Raw genomic sequence first — 20,044 nt, 5'->3', positions numbered from 1 at the left:
TCGAACTTTCCCCTTCGCTCATGTCCGCAAGCTACCGACCCACATCGACCCCACCCCTTCAGACCTGCACCATTCGGCATTTAGTTCAGTCAACGGGGCCTCGCCGTTACCGCAGCCGCGCTGGTATCCACCCGGATGTGGTCGGGTGTCGACAATCGCTGTCCGGGACAGCAACTCTTCCAGTTCCGATCGCGTGGGGCTGCCAGGGGCCGACTCGAGACGCTCGTCCCCGAACCATCCGCAGGACGCGACGAGACATACGAGCGCGAGCGTCGACCGGATCGCAAATAACCGTGCAACCACCTGTGCCCCCGTCCGTCGTAGACGGTGATTCAACGCCGCCCGTCGTAGACGGTGATTCAACGCCGTCCGTCGTAGACGGTGATTGAACCATCGGGGGCCGACAGGAATCAGCCGAACTCGATCACCACTTTGCCGGCGGCATGGCCGTCTTCGACTGCAGCGAGCGCTTCCCCAGCGCGGGAGAATGGGTACCGCCCGGACACGGACGGGTCGAGGATCCCGTCGGCCACGAGCGCCGCGATCTCCGTGAATACTGCTGTAGTTCTTCGGCGTTCGACACCACCGCCGCCGAGTCGGCTCGCCGCCAGAGGATCGGCGATGCTCAGGATCGGTGCGTCCGGTCGGGCGAGCTCAGCGCCGCGAGTGAGAGTGTCCCCGCCGACCAGGTCGAAAACCGCGTCCACTCCGACTGGGGACAACGCGGACACGTCGTCTGCGAAGCCGTCCCCCGACGCAACCCAACGTGCTCCCGCTTCCTCGATCGCGGTTCTCTTGGACTCGCTCGCGACACCGATCACGTTGATACTCCGCGCCAGAGCAAGCGCGATCGTGCTGCGACCAACGCCGCCGCCGGCGCCGAGCAGCAGGAGTGTCGCCCCGGGTTTCAGACCGAGATCGTGGAGTGCGTCGTAGGCCGTTCCTGCCGCAACCGTCAGCACTGCGGCATCGGCCCAGGACACGGTAGGCGGCTTGTGTGCTGTCGAGGAGACGTTGAGCAATGTCGACGCGGCGTAGCCGCCGAAGCCGGTCGCGGTAGCGCCGAGCACTTCGTCGCCGACCTCGAACTCGGTGACCCGCGGACCTACTCCGATGACAACACCGGACACTTCGCGGCCCAGAACCGCAGGCAGCGTCACCGGGACAGTATCTTTTCGAGTACCCGCGCGAACTTTCCAGTCAGCGGGGTTGACGCCCGCCGCTCGGACCGACACCAGCAGTTGGCCGGCACCGGGCGGGGGCAAGGTGACGTCGAAGTAGGACTGTGTGTCGGGTCCGCCGTACTCGGTGAAGCCGTCTGCCGTTGTCATGCCTGCCAGCCTATTGCCCGGTAGGCGGGAAGTGGTGTCGGTGGCACCTGATTGGATGGTCGGATGCTGCATGGACTCTGGTCACCGGGATCGGGGCTCAAACTGTGGGTCGACGGGCACGAGGGTGCCGGGACCGACGATCCCCGTGATCCGGTCAGTGCTGTCCTGCATCGCAAGTTCCGTCATCGTGTGAATGTCGCTATGCCGCCCGTACCTGGCGGGCCTTTGCAGAGTGAGTACGCAGCTGTTGCGTTGGCGCCGCCGGACGCAGTCGATCTCCTGCTGCGGTTCAAGGCCGACGATCAGCGAATTGCGGGAGACCTGCACTTTCTCGTACATGTGGCGCGAGGAATAGACCGGTGGGTGCGCGCCGGACGGGTGGTCCCCGCACTGACGCGGGCTGAAGGAAGTTGGTGGCCACGCTGGCAGTTGTCGGTGGGGGAACGCCAGCGCGCCTGGATCGGCGAACTGGTCGTGGCGATGCCGCCGGTGCAGCGGGCGGTCGGTTCGCCGAGGGCGACGATCGAAGACATCACGAACGAACTCACGGACCCGATCGTTCGTCGTGCTCTCGGGGACTCACATCCGGTGGTGCAGACCCCGCTGTGGCAGGCCGTGTTGTCCGGGGACGCTTTCGACGACGTGTCGGTACGAGCGGCCGAGGGACTCGCCGAATGGGGGTCGACGTTCACCGCCGGAGAGCCGGACTTGGTTCTGCGGCTGATCGAGCCTGAACTCGACGACAATTCCGATCCCGACGACGATGCGCTGTGGCGTCTGCAAGTGTGTTTGCGTCCTGAAGGTGAAGCGCCCGAACGTGTTCGACTGCACCGGGCAGATCCCAAACGTATCCAGCTCGGCAGCCGCAAGCTCGAAGACGCAATCAAGGCTTACCCACGTTTTCGCGACGTGCCGCGTGACGAGGACAGCCTCGACCTGTTGCTGCCCACACCTGTCGTGATGGACCTGGTCGGACACGGCGCGATTGTCCTGCGAGAGCGAGGGATCACGCTGCTGCTTCCTCGCGCATGGAACGTGGTGTCTCCATCCCTGCGTGTGCGCGTGACCTCGGCAGCATCTCCGATCGTTGCGGAGAATCGTACGGTCGGTATGGACCAATTGCTGGAATACGATTGGGAATTGGCGCTCGGAGACAAGGTACTCACCGCCGAGGAAATGACCCGACTCGTCGATGCGAAGTCCGATCTGGTCCAGTTGCGCGGCGAGTGGGTTCAGGCGGACAAAGACGTCCTGGCCCGCGCGGCTCGTTTTGTCAGTCAGCGGCACTCGAGCGGGGACCGAGCGATCGTCGATCTGATCAAGGACTTGATCGCCGACGACCTCAAAGACCTGCCGGTCGATGAAGTGAAAGCAACCGGATGGGCCTCGGCACTGCTCGACCAGTCGGTGGCTCCGCGGCAGGTCGCGGTACCGTCGACGGTCAACGCGACTTTGCGTCCGTATCAACGACGCGGTCTCGACTGGTTGGCGTACATGAGTGCCCTCGGGCTCGGCGCCGTTCTGGCCGACGACATGGGTCTGGGTAAGACGCTGCAACTGTTGGCGTTACTTGCGCACGAGAAGTCCAAGACAGCAACACTGTTGGTGTGCCCGATGTCGGTCGTGGGAAACTGGCAGCGTGAAGCGGTGCGATTTGTACCGAGCTTGCGCGTCTACGTTCATCACGGTTCGGATCGCGCTACCGGGGCGGAGTTGGAACAGGCAGTTCGTGAGAGTGATCTGGTGATCACCACCTACGCGCTCATGACCCGCGACGTCGCGGCGCTCAAGGATCTCGACTGGCGGCGCGTAGTGCTCGACGAAGCTCAACACATCAAGAACGCCAAGACATCTCAGGCCCGCGCTGCTCGCAGCATCCCCGCGGATCATCGCGTTGCTCTGACCGGAACGCCGGTGGAGAACCGACTGGACGAGCTGCGGTCAATCCTCGATTTTGCCAATCGCGGTGTACTCGGCTCGGAGCAGATGTTCCGCAAAAGGTTTGTCGTACCGATCGAGCGGGAAAAAGATCAGCTTGCCGTCTCGCGACTGCGAGCCGTCACGTCCCCCTTTGTGCTGCGGCGCGTGAAGACCGATCCCGCCGTGATCGCGGATCTCCCGGAGAAGTTGGAGATGACGGTTCGAGCGAATCTCAGCGAAGAGCAGGCCGCGTTGTACCGCGCCGTGGTGGACGAGATGATGGCGCAGATCAAGGGGACGGAAGGGATGAAGCGCAAGGGCGCCGTCCTGTCTGCGCTGACCAAACTCAAACAGGTGTGCAATCATCCCGCGCACTTCCTGCGCGACGGTTCGCCGGTGATGCGCCGCGGGCAACACCGTTCGGGAAAGCTCGGACTGGTCGAGGACATCGTCGAGTCGGTCATCGGCGACGACGAGAAGGTTCTGTTGTTCACACAGTTTCGTGAGTTCGGCGAATTGGTGGTGCCGTACCTGGCCGACCGGTTCACCACCGAAGTTCCGTTTCTCCACGGCGGAGTGTCGAAAGCCGGGCGCGACGCCATGGTCGAGGCATTCCAAGGTGAAGGCGGCCCGCCCATCATGGTGCTCTCGCTCAAGGCCGGCGGCACGGGTCTGAATCTCACGGCGGCCAACCATGTGGTTCACCTCGACAGATGGTGGAACCCGGCGGTAGAGAACCAGGCGACGGACCGTGTCTTCCGCATCGGTCAGAGAAAGAACGTTCAGGTACGCAAGATGGTGTGCGTCGGAACCTTGGAAGAGCGAATCGACACGATGATCGCGAGTAAAAGTGAACTCGCCGAACTTGCAGTCGGGACCGGTGAGAACTGGGTGACGGAGATGAGCGTCGAGCAATTGGACGAGTTGTTGCGACTCGGCGACGACGCGGTGGGCGAATGAGTCCGCGCGGCAAGGGCCCCGATTTCAGCGAGTACACCGGCTCCCGACGGCGAGCACCCGCGCCGGTCAAGCCTCGTCCAGCGTTCGGGAGAACGTTCTGGGGCAAGGCTTTTGTCCGCGTCGTCGAAGAGATCGGCGACAAACCTCGTGTCACGCGTGGGCGAACGTATGCGCGTTCGGGTCAGGTTTTGGCGCTCGACATCGAACCGGGAGTGGTGACGGCCGAGGTTCAGGGCAGCCAACTTCAACCTTTCGTTTCCACGCTGTCGATCGACACTCTTGATCAATCGGATATCGACGACATCATCACCAAGATCCGCCGAGTGCCGGGAAGCCTTGCCGCGCTGGTGTCCGGCACTGTCCCAGACATGCTTGCTGCCCAACTGATACCGGACGGCCCGTCGGCTTTCCGATTCGACTGCACCTGCCCCGATGTCGGCTGGCCGTGCAAACACGCTGCGGCCGTGGCGTTCTTGACCGCGGAGCGAATCGACACCGATCCGCTCAGGTTGCTGAGACTTCGCGGGGTCGACCTGGAGCAGTTGATCGGGGGAGTAGAAGACGAGTTGACTGTTTCGGTGGACGTCGAGAATTGGTTCGGAATCGCGGCTGCCCTCCCTGCGCTACCGAAGGTGCCTTTTCGCGCGGCGATCGACGATCTGGATATCAGGCGGTTGCGCGAGGCGGTTGCGGCATTGGGATTGGACATGGCTCAGCAGAACGTCGCCTTGGACGAAATACGGTCCATCTACCGACGGTTGGACGGTTGAAATCGGACAACTCCGGACTGGTGCTAGTTTCCTGTCGTAAATTCCAGTATCGTTAATTGGACCGGTCCGGTCGGGACCTGCCTGCGATTTCAGGTCGTTGTCGTCGGCGAATAGACGACTATTCATTTCTCGGAGGGACAGTCGCTGTGATGCCCGTTCATTTGCGCGACAGCGCAATACCCAAACACGAGCAGTTGCGCACCATTCTCCTGCGCAAGTGCACCCAAGAGCTCCAGCCTGGCGACTTGATGACCAGCGAGCGAAACCTGATGCAGGACTACGGCGTCAGTCGGATCACGGTTCGCGAGGCAATCGGGCAACTGGTCAATGACGGACACCTCGTTCGCGTGCGTGGCAAGGGAACCTTCGTTGCGCACCGTGCTGTCCAATCCAAGCTGCACCTTGCATCCTTCACCGAGGAAATGCGCGCCCAGGGGCATCACCCCACGACGGTGGTCCTGGTCAGCGAACAGGGGCCGGTCCCCGAAAACACTGCTGCCGCACTGAATATGCGACCGGGTTCCGACGGTTACCACGTCAAGCGCTTGCGCCTTGCCGACGGCGAGCCGGTGAGCGTGGACGACGGCTGGTTCAATCCCGAACTGTTGCCGGGTTTACTCGACATGGACTTGACGGGTTCGATCTATCGGGCAACCGCCGACAAGTACGACAAGCCGATCGATCGGGCAGAGCAGACAGTCAGTGCAGATGGTGCCAGTACGGAGATCGCGACTCTCCTGGGCACTCGTAAAGGCGCTCCGGTTCTGTACTTCGATCGAGTGTCGTTCAGCGAGATCGCACCGGTCGAGCACACTCGCAGTTGGTACCGATCCGACCGCTACCAGTTGCAGATGGAAGTCCAGGGCCAAGCGCGGCCCAAAACGCGCGGCGACCAATAGTCATCGTTCGAAGCGAAAGGGCGAGCACACCTTCCGGTGTGCTCGCCCTTTGCGCTACGCCGACCAGTCGAACAGAGTGTCGCCAGTGGTGACGTCCCTACCGACGGAAGGGGATTCGACGGTGTCCGGTTTGGAATCCATTACGACAACCGGGCAGATCGCCGAGTAGCCGGTCGTGTCGATGTGCGCTGGATCGAAGCTGACAATGGGATCACCCGCATCGACGGTGTCACCCTCGGCGGCGATGAGCGTGAATCCGTCGCCTTCCAGCTTGACCGTGTCGATGCCGATATGGACCAGCACGCCGGTGGCCTTCTCGCCGAAGATCACAAACGCGTGGGGGTGCAGTTTCAGGATCTTTCCGCTGATCGGCGCCACGACCGTGAGCGGGCCCTGACCTCGAGCGGGTTCGATCGCGACGCCCGAGCCGACCATCTGCTGAGCGAACACCGGGTCCGGTACGTTAGCGAGCGCGACGACCCGACCGGGGAGCGGGGCGAGGACGACCGTCACAGGATGTCCTCGATGTCCTCGGCAAGGGTGTCGGCCTCGGGCCCGACGATGACCTGGACAACCGTTCCGGCCTTGAGTACGCCGTGTGCGCCGGCAGCCTTGAGAGCGGACTCGTTCACCTTCGCTCCGTCCTTGACCTCGGTACGCAGGCGGGTGATGCAAGCCTCGATCTCGACGATGTTCTCTGCGCCGCCGAGGCCCTTGATGATTGCTTCCGCTTTCGACATTTGCTGCTCCTGATTGTCGGGTTGGTCGTGATCGTTGAACGGTCGTACAGGTGGGCTGACTAGTTGCTGGTCAAGGCTATCCCGGTTACGTATGTCACATTTGGGTGTTGACAACTCGCCTCCACCAGGTAAAACTACAACTGGTTATGACCGGACAGTACCCGTTGGAAGTCCGGCTCCACAACAGTTTCGACAAAACGGTTTCGGCCTCACTTCCGAGCAAGAACCGTGACCTGCATTTTCACGAAACCTGCACGTGTACGACACCCGAATTTCCAGAACCAGCGGCCGATCGCGACGCGGCCCGGCGAACGAAGAAGGTCCTTGATGACTCTCGAAGACACCCCGAAGAAGGAATCGAAAGTGTTCGCCGGGGTTCAACGCCTCGGCCGAAGCTTGATGCTTCCGATCGCCGTTCTGCCGGCTGCGGGAATCTTGCTCCGCCTCGGCCAGGACGACCTGCTCGGGCGATTCAGTTCGATGCACAGTGCTGCTGCAGTGATCTCTGCGGCAGGACAAGCAGTCTTCACGTGGCTGCCGCTGATCTTCGCCGTCGGTATCGCGATCGGCTGGGCCAAGAAGGCCGACGGATCGACTGCCTTGGCAGCCGTCGTCGGCTACATGGTGATCGACGGCGTGTTCAAGGCGATGTCGCCGATCGTCCTCGAAGGGAAGACGGACCCGAACGGGGATCAATCCCTGATCAACTACGGTGTGCTCGCCGGTATCGTGATGGGCTTGCTGTCGGCGATCTTGTGGCAGCGGTTCTATCGAACGAAGCTTCCCGATTATCTCGGGTTCTTCAACGGGCGCAGGCTCGTTCCCATCCTGACAGCGATCACCGGTCTTGTGGTCGGTGTCCTGATGGCATTCGTGTACCCCTTGTTCAACTCCGGCCTCAACTGGGTCGGTGAAGCAGTTGCTTCCAATACCGTTGTGGGCGGCGGCATTTACGGCGCAGCGAACCGCCTCCTGATCCCCACGGGCCTGCACCACATCTTGAACTCCGCCGTGTGGTTCCTGATCGGCGACTACCAGGACGCGAGCGGTCAAATCGTTCGCGGTGACCTCAACCGGTTCTTCGCCGGCGACCCCTCCGCCGGTACGTTCATGACCGGCTTCTTCCCGATCATGATGTTCGCCCTCCCCGCTGCAGCCTTCGCAATCTGGCGTAACGCCAAGCCTTCTCAGAAGAAGCTCGTCGGCGGCATCATGCTTTCCACCGGCCTGACCGCATTCCTCACCGGTATCACCGAGCCGCTCGAATTCTCCTTCATGTTCGTCGCGTGGCCCCTGTACGTCATCCACTCGGTCCTGACCGGAACGTCGATGGCCTTGGTCAATGCGCTGGGGATTCACGACGGATTCACGTTCTCCGCAGGCTTCTTCGACTACGTGTTGAACTTCGGCAAGGCAACCAACGCATGGATGTTGATCCCGATCGGACTCGGCTACGCCGTGATCTACTACTTCCTTTTCAGCTTCGTCATCAAGAAGTGGAATCTGCGCACGCCAGGACGAGAAGAAGAGGTCGAGGTGGCTGCAGGTGAGCCCGACCCAGCGCTGATCGAAGCCGAACTGGCACTGGCTGCCGAAGGTGACAGCCGCACCGACGCCCCGCTCGTCGCCGAACTGGAAAACAAGCTCGACAAGGAACTGGAAGGACGCTGAACATGGCGATCGCAACCACGACAATCGGATCCCGCGTCGGACTCCACGCACGACCCGCAGCGCTCTTCGCGCGCGCCGCAGCCGATCTACCGGTAGACGTCACCATCGCGCTCGGCGACGGCGAACCCGTCGATGCCTCCAGCATGTTGTCTGTCATGACTCTCGGTGCAGCATTCGGGGATTCGGTGACCTTGCGTGCTGACGGTGACGGCGCCGACGCTGCGGTCGGTTCGCTCGCAGAGCTTCTCGCATCCGAACTGGACGAAGCCTGATGACGGCGAGTGTGGACAACCGCATCGCGGGTATCGGAGTGAGCGCGGGTTCGGTCTGCGCGCCGTGGTTGCGATTCTCCACGCCTGAGCCGACCTCGGCGGCGGACCCGATCACGGGCAGTCCCGAGGCGGAGCTGATCAGGATCCGAGAGGCACTGGACGCCGTCGCGGAGGAACTGCTCTCGCGTGCAAAGACAGTCGAGGGCGTCTCCGCGGAGATCCTGACGACGTCGGCTGCGATGGCGCGCGACGCGGGCATCGTGAAGGCGGCCAAGGCGAACCTGGAATCGGGGCTGCCGACCGCACACGCCGTCGCAGTTGCCTTCGACGCCTTCTGTGAAAAGCTCACGGCGCTCGGCGGGTACATGGCCGAACGGGCAACCGATCTGCGCGATCTCGGGCAGCGAGCCGTGGCCGTTCTTCGAGGGGAGCCGATGCCCGGAATCCCCACTCCCGGTTACCCGTACATACTGGTGGCGCGCGACCTCGCTCCGGCGGATCCGGCGACGCTGGGCACCAGTGACGTGGTCGGATTGTTGACTGCCGAAGGAGGTCCGACCAGCCATACGGCTATCTTGGCGAAGTCGCTCGGAATCCCGGCCGTGGTCAACTGCTCGGGAACCGATCTGCTGGCGGAGGGGAAACTTCTCATCCTCGACGGCACCACCGGGACGGTCACCATCGATCCCTCGGCAGAAACGCGCGAGCGCGCAGTCCTCGAAGCATCGTTCGTGGCAGAGCAGTCGGCTTCGGCACAGGGTCCAGGACGCACGCGTGACGGGTTCGCGGTGAGGTTGTCGGCCAACATCGGAACCCTTGAGGACGCCGCGCGGGCCGGAGCGGCGGATTGCGAGGGCGTCGGACTGTTCCGTACCGAATTCTCGTATCTCGGGCGTCACGACGCACCGTCGGTGGAGGAGCAAGCACAGACGTACGCGTCGGTGCTCGGGCACTTCGCCGGACAGAAGGTGGTGGTCCGCACTCTCGATTCGGGTTCGGACAAGCCGTTGCCGTTTCTCGATCTCGGGGTCGAGGAGAATCCGGCCCTTGGTATCCGCGGGCTCCGTGTCGGCACGGTTTATCCCGACACACTCATCAGCCAGGTCGACGCCCTCGCGGCGGCAGGCAATGCGACGGGCGCCGATCTGTGGGTCATGGCGCCGATGGTAGCTACGGCCGACGAGGCGAAAGACTTTGCAGAACTTGCGCGTTCGCGGGGGATCGGCAAGGTCGGAGCAATGATCGAGGTTCCAGCTGCAGCGTTGCGGGCGAAGGATATCCTCGAGCACCTCGATTTTGTCAGTATCGGGACCAATGATCTGAGCCAGTACACCTGCGCCGTGGATCGTATGGCCGGAGGTCTGGCGCAGCTGCTCGATCCGTGGCAGCCGGCGGTCCTCGATCTGATCGCGATGGTCGGTCAGGCGGGCGCCGATGCCGGAAAACCTGTTGGTGTGTGCGGAGAATCCGCGTCTGACCCGCTGTTGGCTCCGGTTCTGGTCGGTTTGGGCGTGACGAGTCTGTCGATGTCGGTCCCGGCATTGGGCGCAGTTCGCGCGCAACTGGCCTCTCTCGATCTGGCGGTGTGCAAGGACATGGCCGCGGCGGCGCGGGGCGCGCGAAACCCGATCGAGGGTAGAGCGGCCGTCGCGCGGATTCGCGAGTCGGCATGAGTACATCAGGCTCGGCTACTGTCGGCGATCCGATCGTATTGCGGGGAACTGTGATCGGATCTCCGGCCGGGAAGATTCACGACGGAGTCGTCGTCGTGGACGGCGAAAAGATCAGTTGGGTCGGCTCGGCTGCGGACTATGTGGCGTCCACACCCGTCGTCGTCATTCCGGAACGCACCGACGCGGTGATCATGCCCGGCTTGATCGATGTCCACAGCCACGGCGCCGCGGGTGCTGGTTTCCCGAACACCGACGCCGATGGAGCGAGCCGCGCGGCGGCGCACCATTGCGAGCACGGCACGACCGGAATGCTGGCCAGCCTGGTCTCCGCACCGCGCGCAGATCTGGTGCGACAAGCAACGATGCTCGCCGATCTGGTCGAACGCGGAGAACTTCTGGGTATCCACCTCGAGGGGCCGTTCATCAACGGCGTCCGCTGCGGTGCCCAGGATCCGGCAGCGATCATTCCCGGTGATCCGGATCTGCTCGAAGCCGTGTGTGACGCTGCGCGGGGGACCGTGCGGTCCATGACCTTGGCGCCCGAGACCGAGAATTTCGAAGAGTTGCTCGCGATCATGCGTCATCGCAACATCGTGCCGAGTTTCGGTCACACCGATGCCGACGCGGCAACGACGTCGGCGCGCATCGATGCTGCGGTGCACGGGGATTGGGCCGGACAGATCAGCGCGACCCACCTCTTCAACGGGATGCCGCCCCTGCACCATCGATCTCCGGGTCCCGTCGCGGCGTGCCTGGCGGCTGCCGCGAGAGGCGAGATGGTGGTGGAACTGATAGCAGACGGTGTGCATCTTGCACCCGAGACCGTGTCGATGGTCTTCGACGCTGTCGGACCGGACCAGATCGCCTTGGTCAGTGATTCGATGGCCGCGGCGGGAATGGACGACGGCGACTACCAACTCGGTGCGCTCGACGTCACGGTTGCCGACGGAGTGGCAAGACTCGCGACCACGGACGGCAGTTACGGTGCCATCGCCGGAGGGACTGCAAGATTGCTCGACGTGCTTCGCAGCACTGTCTTTGACGGCGGTGTCGCGCTGGAAGATGCTGTCGCAGCGGCAACTCGGAGCCCAGCGCGTCTGCTGGGACTTGGCGACCTGATCGGATCGCTGGCCGTGGGCTGCCGAGCCGACATCGTGGTCACCGATCGTCAATTGCGCCTGGGGCGTGTACTACTCGGCGGAAAAGCCGCCGGAGAGGAAAAATCATGGAAATCGTAATTCAGCCGACACCCGCGGAGGTCGACTCGACCGTCGCGGACATCGTCGAAGGCTACGTCAGAGCCGGGGCGACGACGCTCGGTCTCGCAACGGGGTCCTCGCCGATCGGAACCTATCGTGAACTGGCAGCGAGGCATCGCGACGCCGAACTCGACTTCTCGCTGGCTCGGGCATTCCTGCTCGACGAGTACCTGGGATTGCCGAAACGCCATCCGCAGTCGTACTACTCGGTGATTCGGTCGGAGTTCGTCGATCACGTCAACCTGGATCCCGCGATGGTGTCCAGTCCCAACGGTGAAGCGCCGTGCCCGGAGCAGGAGATCGCCCGGTACGACCAGAGCATCGCGGCGGCCGGGGGAGTGGACGTGCAGTTGCTCGGCATCGGTACCGACGGCCACATCGGCTTCAACGAGCCCGGATCGTCGTTGACCTCGAGAACCCGCGTGAAGACGCTGACCGAGCAGACCCGGATCGACAACGCACGCTTCTTCGACGGTGTGGACGACGTCCCACATCACGTGCTCACCCAGGGGCTCGGAACCATCAGCGATGCAAGGCATCTGGTGATGATCGCGACCGGAGAAGGCAAGGCTGACGCGATCGCCGCTGCCGTCGAAGGTCCGTTGTCTGCTTTCTGCCCGGCTTCGGTGATGCAATTGCATCGCCATGTCACCGTCGTCATCGACGAAGCTGCGGCCAGTTCACTCAAACTTGCCGACTACTACCGGTATGCGCTCGAACACAAGCCGTCGTGGCAGTCCTTCTGACATGACGGTTCTGGAGCTGGCTGTGCAGGACGTGCGGGGGGCGAGGATCGCGCGTTCGGTGGGAGCGACTCGAGTCGAGTTGTGTGCGGCACTCGGCCCGACGGGGGGATTGACGCCCAGCATCGGAGTGATCGAGGCTGTGTCGGAAGTGGGGATCGCGGTTCACCCGCTGATCCGTCCGCGCGCCGGAGGTTTTGTGTTCTCACCCGACGAAGTGTGGGTGATGGAGCACGACGTACATGCTGCTGTGGCCGGTGGAGCTTCCGGCATCGTGATCGGCGCGCTGACAGAAGATTATTCGATCGACACCGTCGTGCTGCGCCGCATCATCGGATGCGTGGACCGTGCGCGGGTCGAGGTGACAGTACATCGTGCGATGGACGTGGTGACCGACCGTCTGACCGCGCTGGACGAACTGATCGACCTGGGCGTGACCCGCGTGCTGACGTCCGGGGGTGCGGACACTTGCAATGAGGGACTCGACGAGATCGGTCGAATGGTCGAACATGCCGCGGGCCGGATCCAGATCATGGCCGGTGGCGGAATAACCGTCGACGACATCCCGGCAATCGCTGCCGTCGGCGTCGATGCGGTGCATCTCTCGGCGCGCAAGGTTGTCGCAGTTTCCGGCGGACCTGGTGGGGGATCGGACGGATACGACGTCACCGATGCAGTAGTCGCGCAGGAAGCGGCAGCCGCGCTCCGCGCTGTGCGCCTTTATTAACCCCCCGCGGTTAATAAGGGCGCACAGCCCTTGGGCTCTAGACATACATGGACATCCAACTATAGGATGGTAGACATATTCACTTCTGCCTCCTGGGCGGTCCATACGAGCAAGGAACGGGTTAGCACAATGGTTGAAAATGCGACGGTTCACGAGTTGACGCACTTCGTCGGTGGCAAGCGTGTTCCCGGAACATCTGATCGATTTGCGGACGTGTTCGATCCCAACACCGGCAAGGTGCAGGCCCGCGTCCCCCTCGCGAGCAAGGCCGAGACCGAAGCCATCATCGCCAATGCCGAAGAGGCGCAGCAGGTGTGGGCAGCGTTCAACCCGCAGAAGCGTGCCCGCGTGCTGATGAAGTTCCTGCAGCTCGCCCAGGCCGAGATGGATTCTCTGGCCCGCCTCCTCTCGTCCGAGCACGGCAAGACCGTCGCCGACGCCAAGGGCGACATCCAGCGTGGCCTCGAGGTCATCGAGTTCGCCGTCGGCGCTCCGCACCTGCTCAAGGGTGAATTCACCGAGAGTGCCGGCACCGGCATCGACGTGTACTCCATGCGTCAGCCGCTCGGCGTCGTTGCCGGCATCACGCCCTTCAACTTCCCCGCGATGATCCCGCTGTGGAAGGCCGGCCCCGCCCTCGCCGCCGGTAACGCCTTCATCCTCAAGCCCTCCGAGCGTGACCCCTCCGTGCCGCTGCGCCTGGCCGAGCTTTTCCTCGAAGCAGGACTGCCCGCGGGTGTGTTCAACGTCGTCAACGGTGACAAGGAAGTTGTCGACGTTCTGCTCACCGACGATCGCATCAAGGCCGTCGGCTTCGTCGGCTCCACGCCGATCGCTCAGTACATCTACGAGACGGCTGCAGCTCACGGCAAGCGCGCACAGTGCTTCGGTGGCGCCAAGAACCACGCGATCGTCATGCCGGACGCGGACCTCGACGAGGTTGCCGACGCCCTGATCGGTGCGGGCTACGGCAGCGCCGGCGAGCGTTGCATGGCCATCTCGGTTGCCGTTCCCGTCGGCGAGGAGACCGCGGACGCTCTTGTCGCGAAGCTGAAGGAGCGCGTCGCGAAGCTCAAGATCGGTCGCAGTGACGACGAAGGCGTCGATTTCGGACCGCTCGTTTGCCAGGATGCCCTCGACCGCGTCAACAACTACGTGCAGATCGGCATCGACGAGGGCGCAACGGCAGTCGTCGACGGCCGCGGCTTCACCCTCGAAGGCCACGAAGGTGGATTCTTCGCCGGCGCAACCCTGTTCGACAACGTCACCTCGGACATGCGCATCTACAAGGAAGAGATCTTCGGACCCGTCCTTCAGGTGGTCCGCGCTGCCGATTACGAAGAGGCACTGCGTCTTCCGACCGAACACGAGTACGGCAACGGCGTCTCCATCTTCACCCGCGACGGCGACACCGCGCGTGACTTCACCGCTCGCGTCAACGTCGGCATGGTCGGCGTGAACGTGCCGATCCCGGTCCCGATCGCGTACCACACCTTCGGTGGCTGGAAGCGCTCCGGATTCGGTGACCTGAACCAGCACGGTCCCGACTCCTTCCGCTTCTACACCAAGACCAAGACCGTGACGCAGCGCTGGCCTTCCGGCAAGAAGGAAGAGACCAACCACTTCGTCATCCCCACGATGAACTGATCGGAACACTTTCCATGTTTACTCTGACCGATGACGAGCGGGCGATTCGTGACACTGCCCGCGACTTCGCGGCCGAGCATCTGGCGCCCAACGCAGTGGAGTGGGATCAGACCAAGCATTTCCCGGTGGACGTCCTCCGTAAGGCGGCGTCCCTGGGGATGGGCGGTATCTACATTCGTGAAGACGTGGGTGGCAGTGAGCTGAGTCGCGTCGACGCTGCCCGGATCTTCGAAGAGCTGGCCAAGGGCGATCCGTCGATCGCCGCGTACATCTCCATCCACAACATGGTCACGTGGATGATCGACCAGTTCGGCAACGACGAACAGCGCCACAAGTGGGTTCCCGGACTCTGCTCGATGGATCAACTGGGCAGCTACTGCCTCACCGAACCCGGCGCTGGCTCCGATGCTGCGGGCTTGAGCACCAAGGCCGTTCGTGACGGCGACGACTACATCCTCAACGGCGTCAAGCAGTTCATCTCCGGCGCAGGCACTTCCGACGTGTACGTCGTGATGGCACGCACCGGATCTGCCGGTGCCAAGGGGATCTCGGCGTTCATCGTGCCCAAGGATTCGCCCGGACTGTCCTTCGGTGCCAACGAGATCAAGATGGGCTGGAACGCGCAGCCCACCCGTCAGGTGATCTTCGAAGATGTGCGAGTTCCTGCCGCCAACATGCTCGGTGAAGAGGGCAGCGGATTCCGCATCGCCATGAAAGGTCTCAACGGCGGCCGGCTGAACATCGCCGCCTGTTCGGTTGGTGGGGCCCAGGCAGCGCTGGAGAAGGCAGTCGCATATCTGGTGGACCGCAAAGCTTTCGGTTCGGCACTGATCGAGTCGCAGGCCCTGCAGTTCCAGCTCGCCGACATGCGTACCGAACTCGAAGCGGCCAGGACGTTGCTGTGGCGCGCCGCTGCCGCACTCGAAGACGGAGCGTCCGACGTCGTGGAGTTGTGTGCGATGGCCAAGCGCTTTGCCACCGACACCGGATTCGACGTAGCCAACAAGGCCCTCCAGCTTCACGGCGGGTACGGCTATCTTGCTGAGTACGGGATCGAGAAGATCGTCCGCGATCTTCGGGTTCATCAGATCCTCGAAGGCAGCAACGAGATCATGAGGGTGGTCATCGCCCGCAGCGTGGTCGCATCAGGTCAGGGAAAGCAGGGAGCAGCATGAGCGACGAGCTCGAGGTATTGATCGAAAAGCGTGACGGACTGGGGCTCATCACTCTCAACCGTCCCAAGGCGATCAACGCCCTCAACCACTCGATGGTCAAGGCGATGGCCAAGGCCCTCGAGGAATGGAAGTCCGACGACGACGTCAAGGCAGTCGTACTCACGGGCGCCGGCGAGCGTGGTCTGTGCGCCGGCGGCGACATCGTCTCGATCTACCGTGACGCCAAGGACGGCAAGACCGGTTCGCTCGACTTCTGGCGTGAGGAGTACATCCTCAACTCCGAGATCGCGAACTACCCGAAGCCGTACGTCGCGATCATGGACGGGATCGTCATGGGCGGTGGCGTCGGAGTGTCCGCACACGGCGACATTCGCATCGTGACCGAGCGCTCGATGATCGGAATGCCCGAGACCGGAATCGGTTTCATTCCAGACGTGGGCGGAACTTACCTGCTCTCGCGTGCTCCCGGTGAACTCGGGACGCACATCGCGCTCACCACGGCGCGACTGAGCGCCGGCGATGCCATCGCAGCAGGTTTCGCTGACCACTTCATCCCGTCGGAGAACATCGAGACGTTCATCGCCGCACTCGCGTCGTCTTTGGTTGCCGACGCCGTGGCGCAGTACGCGGAGCCGGCTCCGGTGTCGGAACTGTTGGCCCAGCAGAGCTGGATCGACGCCGCGTACTCGGCCGACGACGTATCCACCATCGTCGAGCGTCTTCGCGCAAGTGGAATCCCCGAAGCGGAGAAGGCAGCGGAGCAGATTCTCGGCAAGTCCCCGATTGCACTGTCGGTGACCCTGCGATCTCTGCGGCATGCCAAGGAAGCAGCAAGCTTGGAAGAAGTCCTCAACGAGGAGTTCCGGGTCTCGACCGCTGCGCTCGCCTCACACGATCTGGTCGAGGGCATTCGCGCCCAGGTCGTGGAGAAGGACCGAAACCCGAAGTGGTTGCCGGCAACTCTCGACGACGTCACGGCAGAATCCGTCGACGCCTACTTCGCCCCGCTGGGCGACAACGAGCTCGGACTCGCCCCTCAACCGCAAGGCAACTGATCACCGCCGAAGGAGCATCACTAATGAGCACCATTGGATTTATCGGACTCGGTCACATGGGTGGCCCGATGGCGGCCAATCTCGTCAAGGCCGGACACAAGGTCGTCGGTTTCGACCTGGCACCTGCGGCGCTGGAGCAGGCAGTCAAAGACGGTGCATCGGTGGCGGATTCGGCGGTCGACGCCGTTCGCGGTGCCGACGTCGTGATCACGATGCTGCCGAGCGGTAAGCACGTTCTGGGTCTGTACGAAGAGCTGCTGCCGGTGGCAACACCGGGCACCCTGTTCATCGACTGTTCCACCATCGACGTCGCCGACGCCCGCGAGGCACACGACAAGGCCGAAGCGGCCGGTCACCGCAGCGTCGACGCTCCGGTCTCCGGTGGAGTCGTCGGGGCTACCGCAGGCACGCTGGCATTCATGGTCGGCGGTTCCGAGGCTGACTTCCAAGCCGCGTCACCGTTGCTGGACGTGATGGGCCGCAAGGTCGTTCACTGCGGCGACGCCGGTGTCGGCCAGGCAGCCAAGATCTGCAACAACATGATCCTCGGCATTTCGATGATCGCGATCAGCGAGGCGTTCGTGTTGGGCGAAAAGCTCGGCCTGAGCAACCAAGCGCTCTTCGACGTGGCGTCCAACGCCTCGGGACAGTGCTGGGCACTGACCACCAACTGCCCGGTTCCGGGACCTGTGCCCACCAGCCCGGCCAACAACGACTACCAGCCCGGCTTTGCTGTTGCACTGATGGACAAGGACCTGGGTCTGGCAGCAAATGCGCTGCGCAACAACGGCGTCGATGCAGAGATCGGACTCAAGGCAGCCGAACTCTACAGTCGCTTCCATGCCGCGGGCGGTGGCGGTCAGGACTTCTCTGCCATCATCAACGACATCCGTGACCGTTCGACCGAAGGACAGTAGTGACCGACTTCAACACCATCAACCTCGAGCGTAAGGGTCGCGTCGGCGTCATCACGCTCAACCGCCCGAAGGCTCTCAACGCGCTGAACTCCGAGCTGATGAACGAGGTCGTCGCCGCGGTTGCCGACCTCGAGGCGGACAACAGCATCGGAGCCATCCTGATCACCGGTTCCGAGCGCGCCTTCGCCGCCGGTGCCGACATCAAGGAAATGCAGTCCAAGACGTACATGGACGCATACGTCGAGGATTTCTTCACCCCGTGGGATCGCGTCGCAGCAGCTCGTAAGCCGCTGATCGCCGCCGTCTCCGGATACGCGCTCGGTGGTGGCTGCGAGCTTGCGATGCTCTGCGATTTCATCATCGCTTCGGATACCGCGAAGTTCGGCCAGCCCGAGATCAAGCTCGGTGTCATTCCGGGTATCGGTGGCTCGCAGCGCCTTACGCGCGCCGTGGGCAAGGCCAAGGCCATGGAGCTGTGCCTTACCGGCCGCAACATGGACGCAGAAGAAGCCGAACGTGCAGGCCTGGTTGCCCGGATCGTTCCGGCCGCCGATCTGCTCGACGATGCCTTGAAGACCGCAACCACCATCGCCGAGATGTCGCTGCCGATTGCGATGATGGCCAAGGAAGCAGTCAACCGCTCCTTCGAGACCACCCTCGCCGAGGGCGTCCGCTTCGAGCGTCGGGTGTTCCACTCGACCTTCGCGACGGAGGATCAGAAGGAAGGCATGACCGCGTTCGTGGAGAAGCGGTCGGCAGAATTCAAGCACCGCTGAATTTCAACAGCGCTGAAACTGCCCTCACACTCGTCGAGAGTGTGAGGGCAGTTTCTTTGTGTGTACGGGTGGTCGGTTCACCACTTGGTCGGTGCGCCGCCGGTGTCGAAGTCACCCGCAGTCTTGCGAAGTTCAGTGAGGATCGTCACCAATTGCTCGAGCTTGTCCTGCTGGAGTCCGGGGTGAGCGAACACCTTGCTGTTGAGCATTTCGGTGGCTTCGAGGGCCAGCGCGCGACCCGCGTCAGAGATCTCGATGAGCGTCGCACGGCGATCGCTGGGATGCGGGACCCGACTGACCAACTCCGCTTTCTCCAAACGGTCGACGGCATTGGTGACGCTGGTGGGGTGGACCTGGAGTCGGGCGCTCGCCTTGGCCATCGGGAGTGCGCCCGACCTGGTGAAGGTGAGAAGCGTCAGCAGTTCGTAGCGAGCGAAGGTCAACCCGAGCGGCTTGAGTACCTCTTCGACCCGCGCCATCATGATCTGCTGCGCACGCATCACCGACGTGACCGCAGCCATACCGTCGGCGACGTCGCTCCACCCGTGCTCCGTCCACTGACGATGCGCCTCTTCGATGGGGTCGAGGGGGAGCGGCGCGGGGGGAGACATAGGTTCGATCATCCCATGTTGGCAAGCGGTCGGGTGCCTTGTCTGATTGTGTGTCGCAGCCGCTTACGTCTGTAGAGTCCCACGGGTGATTTCAATCCTCGTAGCGGGTGGCGTCTCGTTGTTCGTCGCGCTCTTCCTGACTCCGTTTCTCATTCGTGTGCTTTCGCGGCAGGGGCTCGGGCACGAGATTCGGATCGAGGGTCCGCAGAGCCATCAGGGCAAGCGTGGCACCCCGTCGATGGGCGGCATCGCGATCATCGCCGGCATGTGGGCGGGCTACCTGGCGGCACACATCATCGGATTCGGCTCGCGGCTACCGCGGCTGTCTGCATCCGGTTGGCTGGTTCTCGCGCTCGCCACGTCACTGGGAATCGTCGGCTTTCTCGACGACTTCATCAAGATCCGTAAGAAGCGCAATCTCGGGCTCAACAAGACAGCGAAGACCGTCGGTCAGCTCGCGAGCGCCATCATCTTCGGCATTCTCTTCCTGCAGTTCTCCAACAACAACGGAGTCACCCCCGGAAGCCAGTACCTGTCCCATGTACGAGATATCTCGGTGTTCTCCATGGGTGCCATCGGCTTTGTGGTCTTCTTCTGCATTCTGGTGTTCGCCTGGTCCAACGCCGTCAATTTCACCGACGGTCTCGACGGTCTCGCGGCCGGCTCGATGGGCATGATCCTGGGGACCTACGTCGTCATCGCCGGTTGGCAGTACCGGAACTCATGTGTCCTCGAGCCTGCCGCCGGTTGCTACGACGTTCGTGACCCCCTGGATCTCGCGATCGTCGCTGCCGCCGCAGGCGGGGCGTGCCTCGGCTTCCTCTGGTGGAACGCCGCCCCGGCTCAGATCTTCATGGGTGACACCGGCTCCTTGGCGCTGGGCGGCCTGGTGGTCGGC

Annotated in this window: 19 protein-coding genes; 15 read left to right on the top strand and 4 right to left on the bottom strand. The window is 63.1% G+C overall.

Annotation, left to right across the window (positions count from 1 at the left end; translation table 11 throughout):
- Positions 1–410: 410 nt before the first annotated feature.
- Positions 411–1,331 (bottom strand): NADP-dependent oxidoreductase, encoded by a 921-nt coding sequence (locus A2J01_RS15365; protein WP_064113039.1) that lies wholly within the window; start codon positions 1,329–1,331, stop codon positions 411–413.
- A 63-nt stretch (positions 1,332–1,394) separates the two neighbouring features.
- Here A2J01_RS15365 and A2J01_RS15360 point away from each other — a divergent pair, with 63 nt between their 5' ends.
- The 3 genes from A2J01_RS15360 (at position 1,395) to A2J01_RS15350 (ending at position 5,880) form a co-directional block, all read left to right on the top strand.
- Positions 1,395–4,211: a DEAD/DEAH box helicase gene (locus tag A2J01_RS15360; RefSeq protein WP_064113038.1), complete on the top strand. Its 2,817-nt coding sequence runs from the start codon at positions 1,395–1,397 to the stop codon at positions 4,209–4,211.
- Positions 4,208–4,981, top strand: a complete 774-nt coding sequence (locus A2J01_RS15355) for an SWIM zinc finger family protein (protein ID WP_042445325.1) — start codon at positions 4,208–4,210, stop codon at positions 4,979–4,981. The genes A2J01_RS15360 and A2J01_RS15355 overlap by 4 nt, the downstream gene beginning before the upstream one ends.
- A gap of 149 nt (positions 4,982–5,130) precedes the next feature.
- A complete protein-coding gene (locus A2J01_RS15350; protein WP_007726130.1) occupies positions 5,131–5,880 on the top strand; it encodes a GntR family transcriptional regulator in 750 nt (249 codons plus the stop codon).
- A gap of 54 nt (positions 5,881–5,934) precedes the next feature.
- Here the strand turns inward: A2J01_RS15350 and A2J01_RS15345 are convergent, their stop codons facing one another.
- Positions 5,935–6,393 (bottom strand): PTS sugar transporter subunit IIA, encoded by a 459-nt coding sequence (locus tag A2J01_RS15345; protein ID WP_064113037.1) that lies wholly within the window; start codon positions 6,391–6,393, stop codon positions 5,935–5,937.
- Entirely contained in the window at positions 6,390–6,620 is a 231-nt protein-coding gene (locus tag A2J01_RS15340; protein ID WP_003941324.1) for a glucose PTS transporter subunit EIIB, read from the bottom strand. The genes A2J01_RS15345 and A2J01_RS15340 overlap by 4 nt, the downstream gene beginning before the upstream one ends.
- 327 nt (positions 6,621–6,947) lie before the next feature.
- Between A2J01_RS15340 and A2J01_RS15335 the strand changes: the two genes are divergently transcribed.
- From A2J01_RS15335 to A2J01_RS15285, 11 genes are all read left to right on the top strand, one after another.
- Positions 6,948–8,291, top strand: a complete 1,344-nt coding sequence (locus A2J01_RS15335) for a PTS transporter subunit EIIC (RefSeq protein ID WP_064113036.1) — start codon at positions 6,948–6,950, stop codon at positions 8,289–8,291.
- Positions 8,292–8,293: 2 nt separating this feature from the next.
- A complete protein-coding gene (locus tag A2J01_RS15330; protein ID WP_003941322.1) occupies positions 8,294–8,563 on the top strand; it encodes an HPr family phosphocarrier protein in 270 nt (89 codons plus the stop codon).
- Positions 8,563–10,236: a phosphoenolpyruvate--protein phosphotransferase gene (gene ptsP, locus A2J01_RS15325; RefSeq protein WP_064113035.1), complete on the top strand. Its 1,674-nt coding sequence runs from the start codon at positions 8,563–8,565 to the stop codon at positions 10,234–10,236. The genes A2J01_RS15330 and ptsP overlap by 1 nt, the downstream gene beginning before the upstream one ends.
- Positions 10,233–11,474, top strand: a complete 1,242-nt coding sequence (locus tag A2J01_RS15320; protein ID WP_064113034.1) for an N-acetylglucosamine-6-phosphate deacetylase — start codon at positions 10,233–10,235, stop codon at positions 11,472–11,474. Before ptsP ends, A2J01_RS15320 begins: the two co-directional genes overlap by 4 nt.
- Positions 11,462–12,241 (top strand): glucosamine-6-phosphate deaminase, encoded by a 780-nt coding sequence (gene nagB / locus A2J01_RS15315; protein ID WP_007726140.1) that lies wholly within the window; start codon positions 11,462–11,464, stop codon positions 12,239–12,241. The genes A2J01_RS15320 and nagB overlap by 13 nt, the downstream gene beginning before the upstream one ends.
- 1 nt (position 12,242) lies before the next feature.
- Positions 12,243–12,965, top strand: a complete 723-nt coding sequence (locus A2J01_RS15310; protein ID WP_042445509.1) for a copper homeostasis protein CutC — start codon at positions 12,243–12,245, stop codon at positions 12,963–12,965.
- A 129-nt stretch (positions 12,966–13,094) separates the two neighbouring features.
- Positions 13,095–14,612 (top strand): CoA-acylating methylmalonate-semialdehyde dehydrogenase, encoded by a 1,518-nt coding sequence (locus A2J01_RS15305; protein WP_003941275.1) that lies wholly within the window; start codon positions 13,095–13,097, stop codon positions 14,610–14,612.
- A gap of 14 nt (positions 14,613–14,626) precedes the next feature.
- The gene (locus tag A2J01_RS15300; protein WP_064075262.1) at positions 14,627–15,787 is read left to right on the top strand and encodes an isobutyryl-CoA dehydrogenase; all 1,161 of its coding nucleotides are present in this window, start codon (positions 14,627–14,629) and stop codon (positions 15,785–15,787) included.
- On the top strand, positions 15,784–16,842 hold the full coding sequence (locus A2J01_RS15295; RefSeq protein WP_064113033.1) for an enoyl-CoA hydratase/isomerase family protein: 1,059 nt from the start codon (positions 15,784–15,786) through the stop codon (positions 16,840–16,842). The genes A2J01_RS15300 and A2J01_RS15295 overlap by 4 nt, the downstream gene beginning before the upstream one ends.
- A gap of 23 nt (positions 16,843–16,865) precedes the next feature.
- Positions 16,866–17,759 (top strand): 3-hydroxyisobutyrate dehydrogenase, encoded by an 894-nt coding sequence (gene mmsB / locus A2J01_RS15290; protein ID WP_003941308.1) that lies wholly within the window; start codon positions 16,866–16,868, stop codon positions 17,757–17,759.
- Complete coding sequence (locus tag A2J01_RS15285) at positions 17,759–18,535, top strand: enoyl-CoA hydratase (RefSeq protein ID WP_064113032.1); 777 nt, start codon at positions 17,759–17,761, stop codon at positions 18,533–18,535. Before mmsB ends, A2J01_RS15285 begins: the two co-directional genes overlap by 1 nt.
- 77 nt (positions 18,536–18,612) lie before the next feature.
- Here A2J01_RS15285 and A2J01_RS15280 read toward each other — a convergent pair whose 3' ends face one another.
- On the bottom strand, positions 18,613–19,146 hold the full coding sequence (locus A2J01_RS15280) for a MarR family winged helix-turn-helix transcriptional regulator (protein ID WP_042445520.1): 534 nt from the start codon (positions 19,144–19,146) through the stop codon (positions 18,613–18,615).
- A gap of 85 nt (positions 19,147–19,231) precedes the next feature.
- Here A2J01_RS15280 and A2J01_RS15275 point away from each other — a divergent pair.
- A partial coding sequence (locus tag A2J01_RS15275; RefSeq protein ID WP_064113031.1) for a phospho-N-acetylmuramoyl-pentapeptide-transferase occupies positions 19,232–20,044 on the top strand: 813 nt, incomplete at its 3' end.

This window comes from Rhodococcus sp. EPR-134 (assembly GCF_001647205.1).
Lineage (GTDB): Bacteria > Actinomycetota > Actinomycetes > Mycobacteriales > Mycobacteriaceae > Rhodococcus_F > Rhodococcus_F qingshengii.
This window is presented reverse-complemented; position numbering and strand designations above follow the sequence as displayed.